The sequence below is a fragment of the Rhodomicrobium sp. genome, assembly GCF_047605405.1.
GTDB lineage: Bacteria > Pseudomonadota > Alphaproteobacteria > Rhizobiales > Rhodomicrobiaceae > Rhodomicrobium > Rhodomicrobium lacus.
In genome coordinates this window covers 65,837-87,820 of the sequence record NZ_JASGFR010000011.1, presented here as the reverse complement: position 1 = coordinate 87,820, position 21,984 = coordinate 65,837, and the positions used below count along the sequence as shown (strand labels likewise).

The 21,984-nt window shown below is 65.2% G+C and carries 21 protein-coding genes; 7 read left to right on the top strand and 14 right to left on the bottom strand.

Features of this window, described 5'->3' with window-relative positions; all coding sequences use genetic code 11:
- Positions 1-194: hypothetical protein (locus tag QM659_RS06600; RefSeq protein ID WP_415187821.1), on the top strand; the 194-nt coding region annotated here is incomplete at its 5' end.
- A 128-nt stretch (positions 195-322) separates the two neighbouring features.
- Here the strand turns inward: QM659_RS06600 and QM659_RS06595 are convergent.
- From QM659_RS06595 to QM659_RS06555, 9 genes are all read right to left on the bottom strand, one after another.
- Positions 323-1,615, bottom strand: a complete 1,293-nt coding sequence (locus tag QM659_RS06595; RefSeq protein ID WP_415187820.1) for a CaiB/BaiF CoA transferase family protein — start codon at positions 1,613-1,615, stop codon at positions 323-325.
- Positions 1,612-2,793, bottom strand: coding sequence for an acyl-CoA dehydrogenase (locus tag QM659_RS06590; protein WP_415187819.1), 1,182 nt, complete (start codon positions 2,791-2,793; stop codon positions 1,612-1,614). The genes QM659_RS06595 and QM659_RS06590 overlap by 4 nt, the downstream gene beginning before the upstream one ends.
- Positions 2,794-2,907: 114 nt before the next feature.
- Entirely contained in the window at positions 2,908-3,786 is an 879-nt protein-coding gene (locus tag QM659_RS06585) for a hydroxymethylglutaryl-CoA lyase (RefSeq protein WP_415187818.1), read from the bottom strand.
- Positions 3,779-5,800 carry a biotin carboxylase N-terminal domain-containing protein gene (locus QM659_RS06580; RefSeq protein WP_415187817.1) on the bottom strand — a complete coding sequence of 674 codons (2,022 nt, stop codon included), beginning with the start codon at positions 5,798-5,800 and terminating at the stop codon, positions 3,779-3,781. The genes QM659_RS06585 and QM659_RS06580 overlap by 8 nt, the downstream gene beginning before the upstream one ends.
- A 7-nt stretch (positions 5,801-5,807) precedes the next feature.
- A complete protein-coding gene (locus QM659_RS06575; RefSeq protein ID WP_415187816.1) occupies positions 5,808-7,415 on the bottom strand; it encodes a carboxyl transferase domain-containing protein in 1,608 nt (535 codons plus the stop codon).
- 89 nt (positions 7,416-7,504) lie between these two features.
- Positions 7,505-7,891, bottom strand: coding sequence for a PIN domain-containing protein (locus tag QM659_RS06570; RefSeq protein ID WP_127075681.1), 387 nt, complete (start codon positions 7,889-7,891; stop codon positions 7,505-7,507).
- Between the two features lie 99 nt (positions 7,892-7,990).
- On the bottom strand, positions 7,991-8,362 hold the full coding sequence (locus QM659_RS06565; protein ID WP_415187815.1) for an AbrB/MazE/SpoVT family DNA-binding domain-containing protein: 372 nt from the start codon (positions 8,360-8,362) through the stop codon (positions 7,991-7,993).
- A gap of 88 nt (positions 8,363-8,450) precedes the next feature.
- On the bottom strand, positions 8,451-9,614 hold the full coding sequence (locus tag QM659_RS06560) for an isovaleryl-CoA dehydrogenase (protein WP_415187814.1): 1,164 nt from the start codon (positions 9,612-9,614) through the stop codon (positions 8,451-8,453).
- Between the two features lie 74 nt (positions 9,615-9,688).
- On the bottom strand, positions 9,689-13,141 hold the full coding sequence (locus QM659_RS06555; protein WP_415187813.1) for an indolepyruvate ferredoxin oxidoreductase family protein: 3,453 nt from the start codon (positions 13,139-13,141) through the stop codon (positions 9,689-9,691).
- 164 nt (positions 13,142-13,305) lie between these two features.
- On the opposite strand from QM659_RS06555, the gene QM659_RS06550 reads away from it, so the two are divergent.
- Entirely contained in the window at positions 13,306-13,794 is a 489-nt protein-coding gene (locus tag QM659_RS06550; RefSeq protein WP_127075675.1) for an Lrp/AsnC family transcriptional regulator, read from the top strand.
- Between the two features lie 16 nt (positions 13,795-13,810).
- Here QM659_RS06550 and QM659_RS06545 read toward each other — a convergent pair whose 3' ends face one another.
- The 5 genes from QM659_RS06545 to QM659_RS06525 form a co-directional block, all read right to left on the bottom strand.
- Entirely contained in the window at positions 13,811-14,233 is a 423-nt protein-coding gene (locus QM659_RS06545; RefSeq protein ID WP_415187812.1) for a hypothetical protein, read from the bottom strand.
- Between the two features lie 14 nt (positions 14,234-14,247).
- Positions 14,248-14,655 (bottom strand): hypothetical protein, encoded by a 408-nt coding sequence (locus tag QM659_RS06540; protein WP_415187811.1) that lies wholly within the window; start codon positions 14,653-14,655, stop codon positions 14,248-14,250.
- Between the two features lie 175 nt (positions 14,656-14,830).
- Positions 14,831-15,226 (bottom strand): hypothetical protein, encoded by a 396-nt coding sequence (locus QM659_RS06535; RefSeq protein WP_415187810.1) that lies wholly within the window; start codon positions 15,224-15,226, stop codon positions 14,831-14,833.
- A gap of 168 nt (positions 15,227-15,394) precedes the next feature.
- Positions 15,395-16,303 carry an NAD(P)/FAD-dependent oxidoreductase gene (locus QM659_RS06530; RefSeq protein WP_415187809.1) on the bottom strand — a complete coding sequence of 303 codons (909 nt, stop codon included), beginning with the start codon at positions 16,301-16,303 and terminating at the stop codon, positions 15,395-15,397.
- Between the two features lie 42 nt (positions 16,304-16,345).
- Positions 16,346-17,224 carry an ATP-binding protein gene (locus QM659_RS06525; RefSeq protein WP_415187808.1) on the bottom strand — a complete coding sequence of 293 codons (879 nt, stop codon included), beginning with the start codon at positions 17,222-17,224 and terminating at the stop codon, positions 16,346-16,348.
- Positions 17,225-17,423: 199 nt separating this feature from the next.
- Here QM659_RS06525 and yajC point away from each other — a divergent pair, with 199 nt between their 5' ends.
- The 5 genes from yajC to QM659_RS06500 all read left to right on the top strand — a co-directional run bounded on the left by yajC (position 17,424) and on the right by QM659_RS06500 (position 21,984).
- Complete coding sequence (yajC, locus tag QM659_RS06520) at positions 17,424-17,813, top strand: preprotein translocase subunit YajC (RefSeq protein WP_127075666.1); 390 nt, start codon at positions 17,424-17,426, stop codon at positions 17,811-17,813.
- A gap of 42 nt (positions 17,814-17,855) precedes the next feature.
- Positions 17,856-19,502 (top strand): protein translocase subunit SecD, encoded by a 1,647-nt coding sequence (gene secD, locus QM659_RS06515; protein WP_127075664.1) that lies wholly within the window; start codon positions 17,856-17,858, stop codon positions 19,500-19,502.
- 88 nt (positions 19,503-19,590) lie between these two features.
- The gene (gene secF / locus QM659_RS06510; RefSeq protein WP_415187807.1) at positions 19,591-20,721 is read left to right on the top strand and encodes a protein translocase subunit SecF; all 1,131 of its coding nucleotides are present in this window, start codon (positions 19,591-19,593) and stop codon (positions 20,719-20,721) included.
- 14 nt (positions 20,722-20,735) lie between these two features.
- Entirely contained in the window at positions 20,736-21,119 is a 384-nt protein-coding gene (locus QM659_RS06505; RefSeq protein WP_415187806.1) for an MTH938/NDUFAF3 family protein, read from the top strand.
- Between the two features lie 4 nt (positions 21,120-21,123).
- Positions 21,124-21,984, top strand: a complete 861-nt coding sequence (locus QM659_RS06500; protein ID WP_415187805.1) for a phytoene/squalene synthase family protein — start codon at positions 21,124-21,126, stop codon at positions 21,982-21,984.

Genomic DNA, 21,984 nt, shown 5'->3' with positions numbered 1-21,984 from the left:
GGACACCAAGCGTCAGTGAAGCGTTCGAACGTCCCGTTCAGGCTTTTCAGGCGCAGGTGCCGGCGACCGTCAACGACATCGGACGGCAGATTGAATACGCGGTGCGGACTTACGGACCGGTAAAAGTCGCCACGGCGGCCGCGGCAGGCGGCCTCGTCGCCGGTTTGCTCGCCAGAAAGTTCCGTCAGATTTAAAAGCTTGCCCGCCGCGTTGGCCCCGATGCGGCGGTTCCTTCTTCCCGAAAGGCGAAGCCCATGTGGCCCGATTGATCGCGAACCGCGAGGGCACTCGCGGTTTTCTTTTTGGGCGAGGCATTCCTGCCTTATTCCCCGATCGCGCCGCTTTCACGCAATGCCGCGATCGCATCTGCGTCGAGGCCGATGTCGAGAAGCGTCCGCTTCGTGTCTGCGCCGAGAAGCGGCGGCACGCGGTCATAGGCAACGGGCGTTTCGGAAAAATGCAGCGGATTGCCGGGGAGATCGACAGCGCCGGCCGGATGCTCCATGCGCACGGCCATGCCACGATGTCGGATCTGCTCATGGCCGAAAACCTGCGCGACGTCGTTGATCGGTCCGCACGGCACGCCCGCCGCCTCAAGCACCGCAATCCAGTCGGCGCTGGCGCGTGCGGCAAGGATGGGCTTCAGGAGCGCGACAAGTTCGTCACGATTGCGCACCCGCGCGGCGTTGGCTGCGAACTTCGGATCAGCCGCAAGAGCCTCGCATCCCGCCGCCGCGCAAAAGCGCCCGAACTGGGCGTCATTGCCGACCGCGACGATCACATGACCGTCGCGAGTCTCGAAGACCTGATACGGCACGATATTCGGATGCGCGTTGCCGAGCCGCTTCGGCACCACGCCACCGACGAGCCAATTCGTCGCCTGATTGGCAAGCACCGCCGCCTGCACGTCCAGAAGCGCGAGGTCGATATGTTGGCCCTCTCCGGTGCGGTCCCGATGCGCCAGCGCTGCGAGAACGCCCACGCTTGCATACATGCCGGTGAAGATATCGGCGAAGGCTACGCCGACCTTCATCGGTTCCCCTTCCGGCTCGCCGGTCAGGCTCATGAGCCCGCCCATGCCCTGGATCATGAAATCGTAACCCGCGCGCGCCGCGTAGGGGCCTGTCTGGCCAAAGCCCGTGATCGAGCAATAGACGATGTCCGGTTTCACCGCGTGGATCGCCGCGTAATCGAGGCCGTATTTCGCGAGGCCGCCGACCTTGAAGTTTTCGAGAAACACGTCGCAGGTCGCTGCGAGGCGGCGAACGAGCGTGTTCCCCTCCGCCTTCGCGATGTCGATGGCAACGGACCGCTTTCCTCGATTGGCCGACAGGTAGTAGGCGCTTTCCGCGGTCTCCGCGCCGCTCCCGTCTGTCAGGAAGGGCGGGCCCCAGCGGCGCGTATCGTCGCCCTCGCCGGGCTTCTCGATCTTGAAAACGGTTGCGCCGAGATCGGCGAGAAGCTGGCTCGCCCACGGCCCCGCCAGCACGCGGCTCAGGTCGAGAACACGAACATGCGCGAGCGGCCCCGGCTTCGCGGGTGCTCCCGCTTTTAAGGCCGTGCTCACGCCGTCTTCATCGCGTCCGCACGTTGCTTCATCGCCGCGTCCGCTCATGCCGTAAAAGCCTGAATGCCGGTCTGTGCGCGGCCGAGGATCAGCGCATGCACATCCTGCGTGCCCTCGTAGGTGTTCACCGTTTCGAGATTCGCCATGTGCCGCATCACGTGGAAGCTGTCCGCGATGCCGTTGCCGCCGTGCATGTCGCGCGCCGCCCGTGCGATGTCGAGCGCCTTGATGCAGTTGTTGCGCTTGATGAGCGAGATTGCCTCGGGCGCAGCGGTGCCGTCGTCGAGCATGCGGCCGACGCGAAGCGCGGCTTGCGTGGCAAGCGCGATTTCCGTCTGCATGCCCGCCAATTTGAACTGGATGAGCTGATTTGCGGCGAGCGGGCGGCCGAATTGCTTGCGGGCGAGCGTATAGTCGCGCGCGGCGTGCCAGCAGCACTCGGCCGCGCCCACGACGCCCCATGCGATGCCGTAACGCGCCTTGTTGAGGCAGCCAAAAGGACCGCCAAGCCCCGCCGCGCCCGGCAGGAGATTTTCCTCCGGCACGAACGCCTCGTCGAGCACGATTTCGCCTGTGATGGACGCGCGCAAACTGAGCTTGCCCTCGATCTTCGGCGTGGAGAAGCCGTTGCCGCCGCGCTCCACGATGAAGCCCTTGATCTTGCCGTCATGCGCGTCGGACTTCGCCCAGACGACCGCGATATCCGCGATGGGGCTGTTGGTGATCCACATCTTCTGGCCGGAAACGAGATAGCCGCCGTCGACCTTTACGGCGCGGGTGCGCATGCTGGCGGGGTCGGAGCCCGAGTCGGGTTCTGTGAGGCCGAAACAGCCGACGATTTCACCCCGCGCGAGCCCCGGCAGCCAGCGCTTCTTCTGCGCGTCCGTGCCGTAGGCGTGGATCGGATGCATCACGAGCGAGGACTGCACGCTCATCGCCGAGCGATAGCCGGAATCGACGCGCTCCACCTCGCGCGCGATCAGGCCATAGGCGACATGGCCCACGCCCGCGCCGCCGAATTCCTCAGGGATCGTCGGCCCGAGAAAGCCGAGTTCGCCCATCTCAAGCAGAATGTCCCGGTCGAACCGTTCCTCGCGATAGGCTGAGAGCACGCGCGGCTGCAAACGCTCCTGGCAATAAGCCCTGGCGCTGTCGCGGATCAGACGCTCCTCTTCCGAGAGCTGATCCTCAAGCAGGAACGGGTCTTCCCAGCTGAACGATTGCATGGCGCGTCTCCTTGCCTGGTCTTGCGATGGATATTGGCAGTGGTCATCGCAACGAAACATGTATCGTGACGCCGCGCATCCGGGATCGCGCGGGCATCGGGGAAAGGCGCTGGTTCAGGGCGTGCGCGGCGTTGCCCTCTTCTTGCCCAGCGCCTCGAAGGCGAACCGCGCCGCCTCGATGACGGCGGCGCGATCCACGCCCGTCTCGAAACCGAGGCCGTCGAGCAGATAAACCACGTCCTCCGTCGCCACGTTCCCGGAGGCGCCCGGCGCGTAAGGGCAACCGCCGAGACCGCCCGCCGCGCTGTCCACCACGCGCACACCCTCTTCGAGACAGGCGCGGATGTTCGCGACGGCGCGCCCCTCGGTGTCGTGGAAATGGACGGCAAGGCTGTTCATCGGCACTCGCTCCGCCACCGCCCGCAGCATCGCGCGCGCGGTGTCCGGCGTGCCGACGCCGATGGTGTCGCCGAGCGAAATCTCGTAGCAGCCGAGCGCCGCGAGCCGTTCAGCCACGTCCGCCGCGCGCGCAAGCGGCACCGCGCCCTCGTAGGGGCAGCCGAGGACGCAGGACACATAGCCCCGCACCGCCACGCCCTCCGCCCGGGCGCGCGCTACCACGGGCGCGAACCGCTCGAAGGATTCGTCAATCGAGCCGTTGATATTCTTCAGCGAGAAGGTTTCCGACGCCGCCGCAAAGACCGCGATCTCGCGCGCACCCGCCGCGAGCGCCGCCTCGAGCCCGGTCATGTTCGGCACGAGCACCGGCAGCGACACGCCGCGCCTTCCCTCGAACGCCTTCAATATGGCCGCCGTTTCGGCCATCTGCGGAACCTTGCGCGGCGAGACGAAGCTTCCCGCCTCGATCGTCTTCAATCCAGCCGCGATCAGCTTTTCGATGAAGGCGACGCGTGTGGCAACGGGCAGCGTCACGGCCTCATTCTGGAGGCCATCGCGCGGCCCCACCTCGACGATGCGGATGCGCTCAGCCATTGCGCGGCTCCCCGGCCTCGAAATCCATCAGCGCCGCGCCCTCGGAGACGAAATCGCCGACGGCGACGCTGTAGCGTGCGACGCGCCCGCGCGACGGCGCCCGCACCGTGTGCTCCATCTTCATCGCTTCGAGGATGAGGATCGGAGCGCCCGCTTCGAGGCTCGCTCCCGGCTCCGCGAGGAGCGACAACACCGTGCCCGGCATGGGCGCGAGCGTGCCCGTGGTGGGATGATGAGTGGCCGCTTCCGCCGCGAAAGGATCGACGAACGCAAGGCGGATCGGCTGCGGGCCGTCGAACACCGTGACGGCGCCGTCGCGCAGGACAGCGCCGACTGTGTGCCGCGCGCCGCCGAGTGTGAGCGCGAAACGATGCGGATCGCGCTCTTCGCGCTCGAACGCGAAAAGTGCCCCATCGCCACCGAAGACGAGGACCATGCCCGCGCGCTCCTGTTCGAGGCGGACGGTGAATGCTTCGCCATTCTTGCCGCGAAACTCAAGAACGCGGGCCCGTGAGCCGAACAGCATCCACGGCGCACCCGCAGACCATGGCGACCAAGGGTCCGCCGGATCGCGGCGCGTCTCGTCCGCCTCCCGCGCGAGGATCGCGGCCACCGCCGCCGCGAGATGCAGCGCGCGCGGCGCGGAGCTTTTTTCGAGGCCCGCGCGTTCGCGCTCGATATAGCCGGTGTCCAGCACGTTCGCCGCCACCGCATCCTCGCCGAGAAGCCGCGCGAGAAACGCGATATTTGTCGCAACGCCCCCGACCTCGAAGCTCGATAGCGCGCCGCGCAGGCGGGCGAGCGCGGCGGCGCGTGTCGGCGCGTGCGCGATCACCTTCGCGAGCAGCGGATCGTAATGCGGCGTAACCTCGTCGCCCGCGCCGAAGCCGGTGTCGATGCGAATGCCGAAGCCCGCTTCCGGTGCGCGCCAATGCGTGATGGCGCCGGTGGACGGCAGAAAGCCGGCGTTGGCATCTTCCGCATAAATGCGCGCCTCCACCGCGTGCCCGGCGCGCTTGATTTCGTCCTGTCGCAGCGGCAGCGTCTCACCCATCGCGACACGAATTTGCCATTCCACGAGGTCGAGGCCGGTGATCGCCTCCGTGACCGCGTGCTCGACCTGAAGGCGCGTGTTCATTTCAATGAACCAGGCGTTGGCAGCGTCGGCGACGAACTCCACCGTGCCCGCGCCGACATAGCCGATTGCCGCCGCAGCCTTTCGCGCCGCGTCGTACAGCGCTTCGCGGCGGGCCTCGTCGAGCGATGGCGACGGCGCTTCCTCGACGACCTTCTGGTGGCGGCGCTGGAGCGTGCATTCGCGCTCGAACAGCGAGACGACATTGCCATGCGCGTCCGCGAAGATCTGCACCTCGATATGGCGGGGACGCTCGACGAAGCGCTCCATCATCAGCGTCTCGTCGCCGAACGCCGCCGCCGCCTCTCGTCTCGCCGCCGGAAGCGCCGCTTCGAGGTCATCCGCCGCGCGAACGATGCGCATGCCCTTGCCGCCGCCGCCCGCGACCGCCTTCAGCAGCACGGGAAAGCCGAGCCGCTTCGCCTCGCGTGCGAAGGTCGCCGCATCCTGCTCCGCGCCACCGTAGCCGGGCACGACCGGAACGCCCGCGGCCTCCATCAGCGCTTTCGCGGTAGCCTTCGATCCCATCGCCTGGATCGCGGCGGCGGGCGGACCGACGAAGACGAGCCCCGCAGCCGCGCAGGCTTCCGCGAAGGCGGCCTTCTCGGACAAGAAGCCGTAGCCCGGATGCACCGCCTCCGCGCCGCTGGCCCTGGCGGCCTCGATGATGCGGGCAATGTCGAGATAGCTGTCGCGCGCGGGCGCGGGGCCGATAAGCCGCGCCTCGTCGGCGGTCGTCACATAGCGCGCGCGAGCGTCAGCCTCTGAATAGACGGCGATGGTGCGAAGCCCCATGCGGCGCGCCGTGCGCGCGATGCGGCAGGCGATTTCGCCGCGATTGGCAATGAGAAGCGACGTGAAAGGCCGGGCGCTCGACATGTTCGCCTCACATCCTGAAAACGCCGAAGCGGCCGCGCTCGGGCGGCGCGTTCAGCCCCGCCGAAAGCGCGAGCGCGAGCACCATGCGCGTGTCGGCGGGATCGATGACGCCGTCGTCCCACAGCCGCGCCGTCGCATAATACGGGTCCGCCTGCTCCTCGAACTGCGCGCGGATCGGTGCTTTCAGCGCCTCTTCCTCCGCATCGGCAGGCGTAGCCCCCTTCGCTTCCAGCGACTGCCTGCGCACGATGGCGAGGACGGTCGCCGCCTGCTCGCCGCCCATGACCGATATCTTCGCGTTGGGCCACATCCACAGGAAGCGCGGACCGAAGGCGCGCCCGCACATGCCGTAATTGCCCGCGCCATAAGAGCCGCCGACGATGACGGTATATTTCGGCACGCTCGCCGTCGAAACTGCCGTGACGAGCTTGGCGCCATCCTTGGCTATGCCGCCGGCTTCGTATTTGCGGCCGACCATGAAACCCGTGATGTTCTGGAGAAAGACGAGCGGAATGCCGCGCTGGTCCATCACTTCGATGAAATGCGCGCCTTTGAGCGCACTCTCGGAAAAGAGGATGCCGTTGTTGGCGAGGATGCCCACGGGGTAGCCGTGGATGCGTGCGGTACCGCAGACGAGCGTCGGACCGTAGCGCGCCTTGAATTCGTCGAAGTCGGAGCCGTCGACGAGGCGGGCGACGATTTCGCGGACATCGTAGGGCTTTCGCGCGTCGGCTTCGACGATGCCGTATAGCTCGTCGGCGGGATAGGCCGGAGCGCGGGGCGCCGCGATGTCGAGGAACGCCGGCTTTGTGCGGTTGAGGCGCGCCACGATCGCGCGCGCGATGCCGATCGCATGCGCGTCGCTCTCCGCATAATGATCGACGACGCCGGACTGGCGGGCGTGCACATCCGCGCCGCCAAGTTCCTCCGCCGTGACGATTTCGCCCGTCGCTGCGCGCACGAGCGGCGGCCCGCCGAGAAAGATCGTTCCGTGGCCCTTCACGATGACGCTCTCGTCGCACATCGCCGGCACATAGGCCCCGCCCGCCGTGCACGGCCCCATGACAAGAGCGATCTGCGGGATGCCTTCAGCCGACATCCGCGCCTGATTGTAGAAGATGCGGCCGAAATGGCGCTCGTCGGGGAAGATCTCGTCCTGCATCGGCAGGAACGCACCGCCCGAATCCACCAGATAGAGGCAGGGAAGCCGGTTTTGGCGGGCGATATCCTGTGCGCGAAGGTGCTTTTTCACCGTCATCGGGTAATAGGTGCCGCCTTTGACCGTCGCGTCGTTGGCGACGATCATGCATTCGCGGCCCGAAATGCGCCCGATACCTGCGATGATCCCCGCCGCGTGTGCGTCGCCGCCATAAAGGCCGTGAGCCGCGAGCGCGCCGATTTCGAGGAAGGGCGAGGCGGGATCGAGGAGGAGCGCGATACGGTCCCGCGCGAGAAGCTTTCCGCGCGCTGCGTGCCGAGCACAAGCCTCAGCCCCGCCGCCTTTCTGGACGGTCGCTGCCTTTTCACGAAGCCTCCCGACAAGGGCCGCCATCGCCACGGCATTCGCCTCGAAGGTTTCGGAGCGCCTGTCGATGGCGCTTTTCAGGACTGCCATGCCCGCTCCTCGTTTCTGCCGCGCAAGCGGAACCCTGTTTCACAACAAAGACGAACGGATAAAGGGTCGGGGCGTTCGGAAAGGTCGCCCTAACGCAAGACGTGCACCTCCACGGATAGCTCGATGTCGCGCCAGGTCCGGTCGGCGGTCAGCACCGGCACACGCAGTTTTTCGGCGAGCGCGAGGCAGGCGCGGTCGCCGAGCGAGAGGCCGAAGGGCTTCGTTGCGACGCGCAGCGCGCCCGCGCGAAAGGCCAGGTCTTCGTCGAACGGCATGATGTCGAGGCCATAGCGGGAAAGCGCCGCCCGCACGAGCGGCAGCGCGGCGCCGCGCTCCTGAAGCTTGGCCACCACTTCGGAGAGGTTGACCGTGGAGATCGCGGCGTTTCCGAAAAAAGTCTCCGCCCGTTCCGCCCCCGGTTCGCCGCCGAGATGGGCGAGGATGGCCGAAGCGTCGAGCACGATCGCGGCGCACATCAGCGGCGCCCCGGCAGTGGATCGCCCGCAAATCTGCGAGAGGCCCCGCCCGTGGGAGATCGAAGCGGTTCCCTTTTTTCGCCCCGCGAAGCGGTCGTATCAACCACGCGCTTCCGCCTCCGCTTCGCGGCGCCGATCTTTTATGAGGTCGTCTGCGAGACCGCTTCCAAGCAGCCCCTTCATCATCGCCTGGGCCTGTCTCGCGCCGACGCGCGGGCTGAGTAGATGAAGTTCGCCATCCTCAAGCCAGGCGAGAAGCGCATCGCCCTCCTCCACCTGCATGGCCTCGCGAAGCGCCGCCGGGATCACCACGCGGCCGCCGGGGCCGAGCGTCAGACGCAGGCGGTTCGCGACGCCGAAGCCGGGTTTTTCAGCGTTGTCGACAACGAACGGGGCCTGCGGCGCTTCCTCGAAGCCCCTCCCGCGCAATGGCGCATCGTCCGGCCGTTCGTCCTTTTTTCTGCGCGCCATGTCCGTTCCTCCACTTTGCCTCATCATACAATAATATCAAAAAATGACAATTACTATTTTTTGGCATCTCATCAAATATGACACCAAATCATATTTTGCCAAATAGCTCGCGCCCGATAAGCATACGGCGGATTTCGCTCGTGCCCGCGCCAATTTCGTACAGTTTCGCATCGCGAAGGAGCCGCCCCGTCGCCGTGTCGTTCATGTAGCCGGTGCCGCCGAGGAGCTGGATGGCGTCGAGCGCCACGCGCGTCGCCGCCTCCGCCGCATAGAGAATCGCGCCCGCAGCGTCCTCGCGCGTCGTCTGGCCCCGGTCGCAGGCGCGCGCGACCGCATAGACGTAGGCGCGCGCGGAATTCAGAGCGACCGCCATGTCGGCGACCTTGCCCTGCACGAGCTGGAACGTGCCGATGGGCTTGCCGAACTGCTTTCGCTCGTGGATGTAGGGAAGCACGATGTCGAGCGCCGCCTGCATGATGCCGAGCGGCCCGGCGGCAAGCACCGCGCGTTCGTAATCGAGGCCTGACATGAGAACGGCGACCCCGCGTCCTTCGCCGCCCATGACGTTCTCCTCCGGCACCTCGCAATCCTCGAACACGAGTTCGGCGGTATCCGAGCCGCGCATGCCGAGCTTGTCGAGCTTGGGCGAGACCGAAAAACCCGCCATCCCCTTCTCGATCAGGAACGCGGTGATGCCGCGCGGCCCGGCGGCGGGGTCCGTCTTCGCGTAGACCACGAGCACGTCGGCGTGCGGGGCGTTGGTGATCCACATCTTCGTGCCGTTCAGCACGTAGCGGTCGCCGCGCTTGTCGGCGCGCGTGCGCATCGACACCACATCCGAACCGGCTTCGGCTTCCGACATGGCGAGCGCGCCGACATGCTCGCCGGAGATCAGCTTCGGCAAATAGCGGCGTTTCTGCTCGTCCGTGCCGTTTCGTCGGATCTGGTTCACGCAGAGATTCGAATGCGCGCCATAAGATAGCCCGACGCTTGCGCTCGCGCGGCTCACCTCCTCGACGGCGATGCAATGATGCAGATAGCCGAGGCCCGCGCCGCCCCATTCTTCCTCGACCGTGATGCCGTGCAGACCGAGCGCGCCCATGGGCTGCCAAAGATCGCGCGGGAAGGCGTTCGAGCGGTCGATTTCAGCCGCGCGCGGCGCGATCCTGTCGTCGGCGAAGGCGCTCACGCTGTCGCGCAGCATGTCGGCTTCCTCGCCGAGCCCGAAGTCGAGACCGCGATAAGATGGCATTGAAGCGCTTCTCCCTCGTTATTTTTTTCTCATGAGGCGCTTGAGGCGGGCTTGCTGTCAACAGGGCGGAACGGCTATTCCGCCGCCTCGCGCATGTGTCCGCCGGTTGCGAGCGCGGCCTCAAGCTCGGCATAGCGGGCTTGCGCTTTCGCGATGTTGGCTTCCTTCACATGGCCGAAGCCGCGAACGATGTCCGGCACGGCGGCATAGGCGGTGGCGAGTGCGAGATTGGCCTTGGTCAGCGTCGGCAGAAGACGCTCGATGCGCGCCTCGTAGTCGGCGAGAAGCGCGCGCTCTGCCTTTCGCTCGGAAGCTCGTGCAAACACGTCGAGCCATGTGCCGCGCAGGCGCTTTCCCTTCGCGAGAAGCCGCAGTACGGGCAGCATCCAGGGGCCGAAGGTCATCTTCCTGAGCTTCCCGGTGTCGGGATCGCGGCGTCCGAGGATCGGGGGGGCAAGGTGAAACTTGAGCTTCACGTCGCCGTCGAACTCGGCCTCGATCTGCGCGGCGAACGCGCCATCGGTGTAAAGCCGCGCCACCTCATACTCGTCCTTGATGGCCATGAGCCGGAAGAGGTTCTGCGCGACCACGCGCGTCAGCACCTCGCTTTGCGGCGCAACGGCAATTTCGCGCGCGCGGACTCGGTCGACGAAGGCGAGATAGCGCGCGGCGTATGCCACATCCTGATAGGCCGCCAGTTCGGTCGCGCGAAGTCCGACGATATCGTCGAGCGTCTGCGCGAGCTTCGGCGCGGGATCGAGCAGCGCAGCGACGCGTTCGGGCCAGAGAGCCGCCTCGCGCCCCAATGCGAAGGCGCGCTTGTTTGCGTCGACGCTCGCTCCGTTCAATTCGATGGCGCGCAGGATCGCGCCGCGTTCCAGCGGGACAAGCCCGTTCTGCCAGGCGAAACCCGTCAGCACCATGTTGGCGAAGATCGCGTCGCCAACGAGCGCGACCGCAATGGCCTGCGCCGGGCATTCGTCGAGCGCGCGGGCGCGCTTTGCGAGCCTCGCGGTCATGGCCGGAGCATCGAAGATGACGGCGTTGTCGCGGACGAATTCGGCCGTGGGCGTGACGCGCGGATCGGCGACGACGGCGGTGCGCGTCTCGCTCATCATCGGCAGGCTGTTCTTGCCATGGGCTACGACGATATCGGCCGCCAGCACGAGATCGGCCTGCCCCGCCCCGATGCGCGGGCTGAAAAGGTCCGTCTGCGGCTCGCCGATGCGCAAGTGGGAATAGACGCCGCCGCCCTTCTGCGCGAGGCCGATCTGGTCGACGATGCGCACCTGACGGCCGTGGAGATGAGCCGCCATGCCGAGGATCGCGGCAAGCGAGGTGATGCCGAGCCCGCCGATGCCCGTCATCAAGATGTTGTAGCCGTCTTCCGGGATCGCGGGCAGCGCGGGCTCAGGCATTTCGGGCGAAAGATGCTTCACCTGTCTTCGCCTGCGCGTGCCTCCGTAGACCGACACGAAACTCGGGCAAAACCCGTCGACGCAGGTCGCGTCCTGATTGCAGGTTGATTGATTGATGCGGCGCTTCCGGCCGAACTCGGTTTCGACCGGCTCGACCGAAAGACAATTGGAGGCGCGGGAGCAATCGCCGCAACCCTCGCAGACGCCTGTATTGATAAAAAGCCGCCTATCCGATTGTTCCATAAGGCCGCGCTTGCGGCGGCGGCGCTTCTCGGTCGCGCAAACCTGATCGTAGATAAGAACGCTTACGCCCGGAACGGACCGTAGTTCGCGCTGCACCGCGTCGAGGCGGGAACGATGGTCGAAACTCGTGCCCGCCGGGATCGCGGGGTCCTTAGCGTGGCGGTCGGGATCGTCGCTCACGATGGCGATGCGGGACACCCCCTCCGCCCGCATCTGTGCCGCAATCCGCGGCACGGTCAGTTGACCGTCGACCGGCTGGCCGCCCGTCATGGCGACGGCATCATTGTACAGGATCTTGTAGGTGACGTTCGCGTGCGCCGCGATGGCCTGCCGGATCGCGAGACTGCCCGAATGGAAATAGGTGCCGTCGCCGAGATTGGCGAAGACGTGCGTCTCCTCAGTGAACGGCGCCTGCCCCACCCACAACACGCCCTCGCCCCCCATCTGGGTGAAAACGTCGGTGTTGCGGTTCATCATGGTCGCGAGATAGTGGCACCCGATGCCCGCCGTGCCGCGGCTCCCGTCCGGCACCTTCGTCGAGGTCGAATGCGGACAGCCCGAACAGAAATACGGAGTGCGCAAATGGATCGGTGCGCCGGCAGCCTGTTGCGCGGCCTCCGCGAGGCGCGCCTCGACGGCTTTCATGCGCGGCGTCTTCATCGCTTCCGGCAGAACGCGAAGGATCGCGCGCGTCACATGCGCGGTGTCGATATCGAGCACGTCGCTGACAAGCGGGCGACCTTCGAGGTCGCGCTTGCCGACGATGCGCGGGCGGCGACCGTCCGGCAGACCGTATAGCGCCGCGCGAAGCTGGTGCTCGATCATGTCGCGGCGCTCTTCCACCACGAGCACGGTTTCGAGCCCGTTCGCGAAGGCGCGCGCGCTGTGCTCCTCCAGCGGCCAGACGAGGCCGATCTTGTAAACGCGAAAACCGAGCGCGGACGCCTCCCCATCGGTGAGACCGAGGTCGCGCAGCGCCTGACGTACATGCAGATAAGCCTTGCCGGAAGCCGCGATACCGAAACGCGCGGCGGCGCCGTCGATGGCGAGGCGGTCGAAACCGTTCTCGCGCGCGAACGCCATCGCGGCGGGAAGGCGGAAATGGCGATGAATTTCCTCCTGCTCGGGCGGCGTGCGACCGAGCCTTGCGTTGCGGCCGCCGATCGGCTCGGCGACGCCGTAGGGCGTGAACGAGCGATAGCGCAACGGATCGATACGCACGGTTGCGCTCGCGTCCATGGTGTCGGAAACGGCCTTCAGGCCGACCCACAGCCCGGCGAAGCGCGAAAGGTCGAAGCCCTTCAGGCCGAATTCGATGATCTCGGCGATGTCCGACGGGCCAAGAACGGGAATTTCGGCATCCGCGAAGGCGAAATCGCTCTGGTTCGGCAGCGTCGAGGATTTGCAGGAATGGTCGTCGCCCGCGATTGCCAGCACGCCGCCATTTTTCGCGGTCCCGAAAAAATTCGCGTGCTTTAAGGCATCGCCGGAGCGGTCCACGCCCGGCCCCTTGCCGTACCAGATGCCGAAAACGCCGTCATGACGCGCGCCCGCAAACAGCGCCGCTTGCTGGCTGCCCCATACGGCGGTCGCGGCCAGTTCCTCATTCACGCCCGGCTGGAAGACGATCCGGCTTTCGGCGAGGCGCTTCTTTTCCTGCCACAGTTGCTTGTCGTAGGTGCCGAGAGGAGAACCGCGATATCCGGAGATGAAACCGGCCGTGTCGAGCCCCATCGCCGCATCAATCTGGCGGCGCAGAAGCGGAAGCCTGACAAGAGCCTGCACGCCCGTAAGAAAAACCTGGCCCTGATCGACGCGATACTTGTCATCGAGGCTGATGGAGGGCGCAGACGCGAGCGTGTCCATTGGCTTCTCCCATGGTCGGATTATGAGTATCCCATGGGAAAACTGAAAAGACTTTGCAAAGTTCGGTGAGGCGCTGGAGGCGGCGAGTTAAGGCTTTCACAAGCCGCGATTGAGAGCATAATTTATGCGCAATCGCGCCAATATGCCGCAGAGGAGACGCATCGATGCCCGGTTCCACCCCTTATCCGCTCGATCCCGTCGACCGCACCATTCTCATGCTCCTGCAGGCCGACGCCTCACTTTCCACAGCAGAAATCGCCACGCGAGCCGGCGCGTCGCAATCATCGGTGTGGCGGCGCATCGAGAAGCTGGAGGCGGCGGGCATCATCCAGCGGCGCGTCGCCATCCTCGACCGCAAGAAACTCGGCCTCAACATGATGGTGTTCGCGCATGTGAAGCTTCAGGCGCACGGCCAGCGGACACTGCCCGCCTTCGAGGACGCGATCCGCCGCTTCCCCGAAGTCGTCGAGTGCCACACGCTTCTCGGCGAAACGGATTATCTGCTGCGCGTCATCACGCGCGATACGGAATCCTACGAGACTTTCTTCCGCAAGCATCTGAGCCAGGTCGCATCCGTGCAGTTCACAAACTCGTCCATGGCCATATCGGAAGTGAAAAGCACGACCGAACTGCCGCTGTCGCTCTTATGGTAGGTCGCTCTTGTAACGGTTACTGCGACTTCGGCGCGGGTGCGGGGAAGAGGGCAACCTTCAGCTTGTGTCCCGCCTGATGCTTGCCTTGCTTGCCTTGAAATAGAACGCGGAAAACGACTTCGCCTTCAATCGGCTTTTCGATTTGCCCGATCGTTGCGACGACAACACCCCCCTTCACTTTATTGGGGCAGTTGAGCTTAGTTGGCTTCACGTCTTCCTCGCGAACGCTGAGTATGACGCCGGGAACGTCCTGCAAGACTTCAACTTCTGGCTTGGCGGTCAGCATGGACCGGCAATTAGCCACTCCCCAAACAGGGAAAAGATCGACGGACTCCCCGCTCTTGGCCGCGATCGACCAGTCCGCCGCGCTGGCTGACCCGATGAACAGGGCCATTCCCGCAACCACCAATCCGGCTTTGGCGGATACCTTGTCAAACATAAGGGCCTCGCAAGTTAGGGAACGAGCGTTAACTCGTAATTGTCGGTAAATTTACGGTCACCATCCTTCGTGGGATACGTAATTCGGAGGATCAGCTTCGATACGCTGTAGTCTTCGACCGCACCCGCCGTTGCATAAAGCTTTCCACCAAGCACAGGCTTGGCGCAGTGCTGCGCGCGCGGGACAACTTGCGCTTCCTTCACGGAAACTGTGACGCCCGGAGGACCATCGAGAATTTCCACGCTGGGAAGCCCCTTCAGACTGGATTTGCAATCTGGCGCGTAAAACAGGTCGTGAAGCTCGATTGTCTCATTGCTTTTTAACGCAATCGAAGCGAGGCGCTCGGCTGACCCTGCCTCAGATACAGCAAAGGTGAGAGGAAGGCTTAGCATGAAGCCGGCAAGAACATTGAAACGCCGCATGGGAGCCCCTTTTCGCGGGTCCAAAACCACCTTATTACTTCTAAAATTATTTACTCGCTGTGGACGCAAAGGGTCAAGCTAGCGATATCTTAAAATACAAATATGACGGGATGCGCGCTCATCGCCGCAATCCCGCCATATAAACTCCAAACTCAGACAAGCGCTGCTCGACCCATTACGGGAAGAGCTTGAGGTCGAAGGTATGCGCGGACTGGCGCGTGGCGTCCTTCGTCTTGTACTTCACGCGGAAGGTGAGCGGGCCGTCGAAGGGCTTTTCCACCTTGCCGACCGTGGCCACGACCACGCCGCCGTCCACCTTGTCCTTGCACTTGCCGCCGGGCGGCAGGATCTTGTCCGGGCGAACCGAGAGCGTCAGTTCCGGCGCGCCCTGAAGCACCTCGATCTCGGGCGTCGCCGTCAGCAGCGACTTGCAGTCCTTCACGCCGTACAGCGGCATGATGTCGGAAGTTTCGTTGCTCTTGAGCGCGAGCGTCTTTTCGGCGGCGGAAGCGGCCAACGGGCTCGCGGCGAGGAGCGCCACCGCGGCGGCGGCCATGGAAATTCTGAGCATGATATTCCCTCTATGCTGTGATGGAGCGAAACTTAAGGAACGGCCCCGCGCGGTTCAACGCGCTGCGGCTTTCCGGGCGCCTTAATTCTTGTTTAGTCAGCCGTGTCCGCATGGCGTCGAAAACATGCCCGAATTACGACATCGGATGGGTAAAAGCCGAGCCACACGTCAGAGGCGATTGTGGATGTGTGTTGCGGCGCGGGCAGCCTGCCCCATGCCGACCACGATCTGGTTGAGCCCTTCCGTTACGTCTCCCGCCGCGTAAAGCCCCGGTACGGTGGTTTCCGCATGCGCGGCAACCTTGAGCGCGCCCGCCTCGTTGACGGCGGCGCCGAGCGCCTTCGCCAGGCCCGAGCGGTAATCGCAGCCGATGGCGGAATAAACGATGTCGAACCGATGAACCGCGCCATCATACCCGAGCGCCTCGATGCCGTCGCCGATGCGAACGAGCGTGCGGATCGGTACAGGCACGAAATCGACATCGTGCTCGGCGAGCGTGCTTTGTTCGGCGCGTTCCGGCATCAGCGGCTCGTCGAGCGAAAGCAGAGTGACCTCCGCGCTCCAGGTGCTCGCGATGAACCTCGCTTCCCCGAGCCCGCAGGCTCCGCGCCCGATCACCCCCACGCGCTTACCCTTCGCCTCGTAACCGTCGCAGATCGGGCAATAGCGCACGAGACCTGAGAGAACCGCCGCGTCGGCGTCGGCAAGCGTCGGCGGAATGTCCACCACGCCGCTCGCGAGCAGCACGAATCGCGCGCGAAGCGTCTCCTCGCCATCCCGGTGGCTAAAGCCGACCGCGAAACCGTCGCCCCTCCTTTCGAGCGTCGTCGCCTCGCCGGACAGGATGCGCGCGCCGTATGTCTCGGCATGGTCTCGCGCGCGGCGCAACATCTCCACGCCGCCGATGCCTTGCGCGAAAAACGGCACGTTGTGGCTTTCCGGGATGAGTGCTGCGCGCGGTTTGCCCTTGTCGATAACGACGAAACGCCGCTCGAAGCGTGCGAGATAGAGCGCCGCCGTCAGCCCCGCCGGGCCGCCGCCAATCACAATGCAATCGAGTTCGTCGGCGTTCTCCATAAACGGAGAAGCGCCGAAGCCCGCGCGGGTTCCCGCCGCATGTCAGTCGTCAAGCGTCTGCCGGAGCCGCCCCGCCAGATCCTGCACGAACTGCCACGCCACGCGGCCCGAGCGCGAGCCTCGCGTCATCGCCCATTCGAGCGCCTGCGCCTTCAGATCCTCCGGCGCGATGGTCAGGCCGTGATGCGCGACATAGCCCTCGACCATCGCGAGATAATCGGCCTGCGAGCAGTTGTGAAAGCCGAGCCAAAGGCCGAATCGATCCGAGAGCGAAACCTTCTCTTCCACGGCCTCGCCTTGATGAATCGCGGTCGAGCGCTCGTTCTCCACCATCTCGCGCGCCATCAGGTGGCGACGGTTCGACGTGGCATAGAACAGCACGTTCTGCGGGCGCCCCTCGACGCCGCCTTCGAGCACTGCCTTGAGCGACTTGTAAGCCGTATCGTCCGCGTCGAAGGACAGGTCGTCGCAGAACACGATGAAGCGATGCGGGCTTTCACGCATGTGCGACAGGCAGCGCGGAAGGCTCTCGATGTCCTCGCGGTGGATTTCGACAAGCTTCAGGGCCGACGCGCCGTTGGGGGCAAGCTTCGCGGCCACCTCGGCATGCACCGCTTTCACGAGCGAGCTCTTGCCCATGCCGCGCGCCCCCCAGAGCAGCGCGTTGTTGGCGGGAAGCCCGCGCGCGAAGTTCTCCGTATTGTCGAGAAGCTTGTCGCGCACGCGGTCGACGCCCTTGAGAAGCGCGATCGGCGTGCGGTTCACGCGGCGAACCGCGAGGAAGCGGCTGCCCTCGGCCTGCCACACGAAGGCATCCGCGTCAGTAAAGGTTTCCTTGCCGGCTTCCGGCGGGGCAAGGCGCTCCAGCGCCTCCGCGATGCGGATGAGGAGCGGTTCCAGGGGATGCGGTGTCTGGGGCATGGTGTGAGGTCGCGGTTGTGGATGAAAAAAGCGCAAGGTCCGCGCGCCGATGTGGAAGAACGTGAAACTATGCGCTATTTAGCCACGGACGCAACGGCGCAGAAGTTGCCATATCAGGGCAAGCCATTATAAGAAAGCCACGACCTTCCGCGCGAAAAGGCTCGCGCCCATTCTTTCCGCACATCACGGAGTCCTCTCGATGATCTCTCCCGCATACGCCCAAGCGCCTGGCGCCGGAGCCGGCGACATTTTCGGCATGCTGTTCCCGCTCATCCTCGTCTTCGTCATCTTCTATCTGCTGGTGTTCCGTCCGCAGCAGAAGCGGATGAAGGAGCATCAGGCGATGCTGGATGCGGTAAAGCGCGGCGATACGGTCGTGACGGCGGGCGGCATCATCGGCAAGGTCGTGCGGATCGGCACCGATGGCGAACTGAAGGTCGAAATCGCCGACGGCGTGCAGGTGCGGGTGCTGAAGGCGACGATCACCGACGTTCGCGGCAAGGGCGAGCCGGTGAAGGGCGACACGTCGAAGGACAAGGAAGACGCGCCAGCCGAATCCGGGGCGAACGGCGACAAGACAGCCGCCTAAGCAGCCGGCCGAACACGCAGCGCATCAAGGGGAACAGGGTCGATGAGCGCATTCACGTTGCATTTTTCGCGCTGGGGCGCGGTGGCGACGATTCTCATATCCGTCGCGTCGGTGATCTTCGCGCTGCCGAACGTGATTCCGATCTCGACCTATGAAAGCCTGCCCTCCTGGGCACAGCTTCCCCGCATGCCGCTCGGCCTCGACCTTCGCGGCGGCACGCATCTTCTCTACCAGATCGACACCACGCAGCTGAAGAAGGACTGGCTGCAGTCCATCCAGACGGAATCGCGACGCGCGCTCAGCGAAGCGCGCATCGCCCATTCGGGCGTCGTCATCGCGGGCAATCAGGTGCGTGTGAACCTGCGCGACCCGGCAAATACCGACGCCGCGCTGACGAAACTCAAGACGCTGGCGCAACCGCTTTCCTCCTCGCTCCTGACGGGGTCGGGCGGCGATTCCGGCACGGACCTCTCGGTTCAGTCGACGCAGCCGGGCGTCATCACGCTTGAGCCGACGCAGGCGGGCGTGCAGCGCCGCATCGAAAACGCAATTTCCCGCTCCATCGAAGTCATCCGCCGCCGCGTCGACCCGCAGGGCACGACCGAAGCGACCATTCAGGCACAGGGCGGCGCAAGCGGCAAGGACCGCATCCTTATCCAGGTGCCGGGCCTCGCACCCGACGAAGTGAAGACCCGCGTCGGCACCACGGCGAAACTCACCTTCCAGCTTGTCGACACGTCGATCTCGCCGGAAGAGGCCAAGGACCATGGCGTGCCGCCGGATTCCCAGCTTCTGCCGGATCAGGAACGGCCCGGCCAGTTCGTGCTCGTCCACAAGGAAGTGATCGTTTCGGGCGACGACCTCGTGAACGCCTATGCGGGCTACGACAACCGCGCGGGCGGCGTCGGCGAGCGCGCGGTCGATTTCGAGTTCAACAGCCGTGGCGCTTCGGCTTTCGCGCGGGTAACGCGCGATAATATCGGCCGTCCCTTCGCCATCATCCTCGACGGCAAGGTGATCTCGGCGCCGGTCATCCGCTCCGAGATTCCGGGCGGACGCGGCCAGATTACGGGCAATTTCGGCGTCGAGGAAACGAACCGTCTCGCGCTGCTGCTGCGCTCCGGCGCGCTTCCGGCCGCGCTCTCCATCATCGAGGAGCGCTCTGTGGGCCCGAGCCTCGGCGCGGATTCCATCGATGCGGGCTCCATCGCCGCCGCCGTCGGCTTCGCGGCTGTCTCGCTGTTCATGATCTCGGCCTACGGACTGTTCGGCCTGTTCTCCGTGATCGCGCTTGCGGTCAACATCGCCATCATCATGGCCTGCCTTTCGCTCTTCCATGCAACGCTGACCATGCCGGGCATCGCAGGCATCGTGCTCACCATGGGTGTCGCGGTGGACGCGAACGTGCTCATATACGAGCGCATACGCGAGGAACTGCGAACCGGGCGAGGCATGATTTCGGCCATCGAGGCAGGCTTCGACCGCGCCTACGCAACCATCATCGATTCGCATCTGACCGCCCTTCTCGCCGCGCTGATCCTCTACGCGTTCGGATCGGGCACGGTGAAAGGCTTCGCGGTCACGCTGTCCTTCGGCATCGTGAGTTCGCTGTTCACCGCGATCACGTTGACGCGCCTGATGGTGTCGACATGGCTGCGCCAGACGCGGCCCACCGTCCTTCACATCTAGGGTGTCCCTTAAGGATACCCTGGCTTCTTATTTGTCGAGCAACGCCGCGCCGAAAAGCGGCTCGCTCTAGCGCCGAACGAGCCAAGCCATGCTGCTGAAACCGCTGTTCCGCCTCCCCCAGAAGACGAATTTCCATTTCGTCAAATACTTCCGGCTTTGCTTCGCGCTGTCGATCATCGGCATCGTCGGCACGGTCGTGCTGCTGTTCACCCACGGACTGAACTTCGGCATCGACTTCAAGGGCGGCACACTGATGCAAGTGCAGACGCCGACCGCCGCCGAGGCCGCCAAGCTGCGCACGACGCTGACGCATCTCGGCGTCGGCGAAATCCAGATCCAGAATTTCGGCAAGGCCGACGAACTCCTGATCCGCTTCCCCGAGCAGGAAGGCGGCCCGGAGGCGCAGAAGGCCGCCGCCGACAAGGTGCTGGCCGCGCTGCCCGAGGGCACGAAGGAACTTCGCCGCGAACAGGTCGGCAGCACCGTCTCGCAGGAACTCATCAACTCGGCGATCTGGGCCCTGGTGCTCACCAATCTCGGCATCTTCGCCTATGTCTGGTTCCGGTTCGAATGGCAGTTCGCGCTCGGCGCAGTCATAGCTCTGGTGCATGACGTCATGCTCACCATCGGGCTATGGTCGCTGTTCGAACTCGACTTCGACCTCACCATCGTGGCGGCGCTTCTCACCATCCTCGGCTACTCGATCAACGACACCGTCGTCATCTACGACCGTATCCGCGAGAACTTGCGCCGCTACAAGAAGATGCCGCTGCGGCAGTTGCTCGACCTTTCCGTCAACGAAACCATGTCGCGCACGATCATGACCGTGGCGACGGTGCTCATGGCGCTGATCCCGCTCTATATCTTCGGCGGCGAGGTCATCCGCGGCTTCACCTTCGCCATGATCTTCGGCACGCTGATCGGCACCTATTCATCCGTTTACATCGCCGCGCCGTTTCTGATCCTCATCGGCGTCAAGCGCGACTGGAGCGGCGTGGAGAAGGCATCCGCGAAGCCGGGCGCCCCCGGCGCGAAGCCCGCCAGGCCGACAGCCGCTCCTGCCGAAGATCGACCCGCCAACGAGGCGAGCGAAGCCGCCGCCTTCGAATCGACGGATGCGCCCGAAGTCGAAACGCCGGCTCCCGCGCGGGTCGCTTCAAAGCCATCCGGTTACCGTCCACCCGCCGGCCGCAAAGCCGGGCGCGGCAAGCGCCGCTGACGGGAGCGCGGCCAATGAGCGTTTCCCTGACACGCCTTGGCCCCCGCGCACCCGTCTCCTTGACGCCGGGTGGCGCGCTGCAATTCGCGGGCAAGATCCGCGATACGGCGCTCCTCATCTCGGCCGCCGAAGTCTTCGCTTGGGCCGCAGCGACCGAAGACACGCGGGAAACCGACATTCTCGGCTTTCTCGATACGCGCGAAACGCCCGGCGATTTCCTGCTCTACGGCACCGGCGCAAGCTTGCGCTTTGTCTCGCCCGCCTTCGCGCGGCAGATCGAAAAACGCGGCCTCGGCCTCGAAACGATGGACACCGCCGCTGCCTGCCGCACCTACAACGTGCTCATCGCCGAGCGCCGCCGCTTTACCGCCGCGCTGCTTCCGGTCTCGCGAGGCTGACCGCATGTCGCCCGCCGCCGAAACGCGCGACGACGGGCGAAGCGCAGCGGATCTCGTCCGCTCGCGCGACCGCGACCGCTATTGGGCCGCTATGTTCGCGCGCGAAGCCGCCCGCCCGGCTCTCTTCGCGCTCCATGCCTTCGACTCCGAACTGAACCACGTCCTTGCGGTCGCGCGCGAACCTCTGGCGGGACAGATCCGCCTTAAATGGTGGCGCGATGCGATCGAAAGCGGCGAGGCGAACGAAAAGACCGGCAACCCTCTCGCCGACGCGCTGAACGCCGCGATCATGGCGCATGATCTCCCGCGCGAGCGCCTCCTTGCGATGGTGGACGCGAACGTGCCCGAGCTTTTTGGCGACAGCCCCTCCGACGATGCGGAATTTGCGGCACTCATCGACGATTCGCAGGGCGCGCTGTTCGAACTCGCCTCCGCAGCGCTCGGCGACCGCAGCGAGGCCGCGAAAGGCGCTGCCCGCGAGGCCGGACTCGCGTTGGGCATCGTCGAAACGCTTCGCGGCCTCCCCGACTCCGTCGCGCGCGGACGCCTGCCTCTGCCGCTTGCGCTTCTCGAAGAGAAGGGCGTCGATTTCGAGGCCATGGGACGCGGCGAGGACAGCGGCGCGCTTCGGGCCGCGCTTGCAGAGTTGCGAGACGAGGCGGCAGCAGCCCTTCAGCGTTTCCGAGACATGCAGGCGAACATCGCGCCGGACGCTCGCGCGGCCTTTCTTCCCCTGACGCTTGTCGCCCCCTATCTTCAGGCGATGGCGGCGCCAGACTTTCAGCCCTTGCGCGACAGGATTGCGCTCAACCCGCTCGGCCGGCTCTGGCGCATCTGGCGCGCGGCGCGCCGCAACAAACTCTGA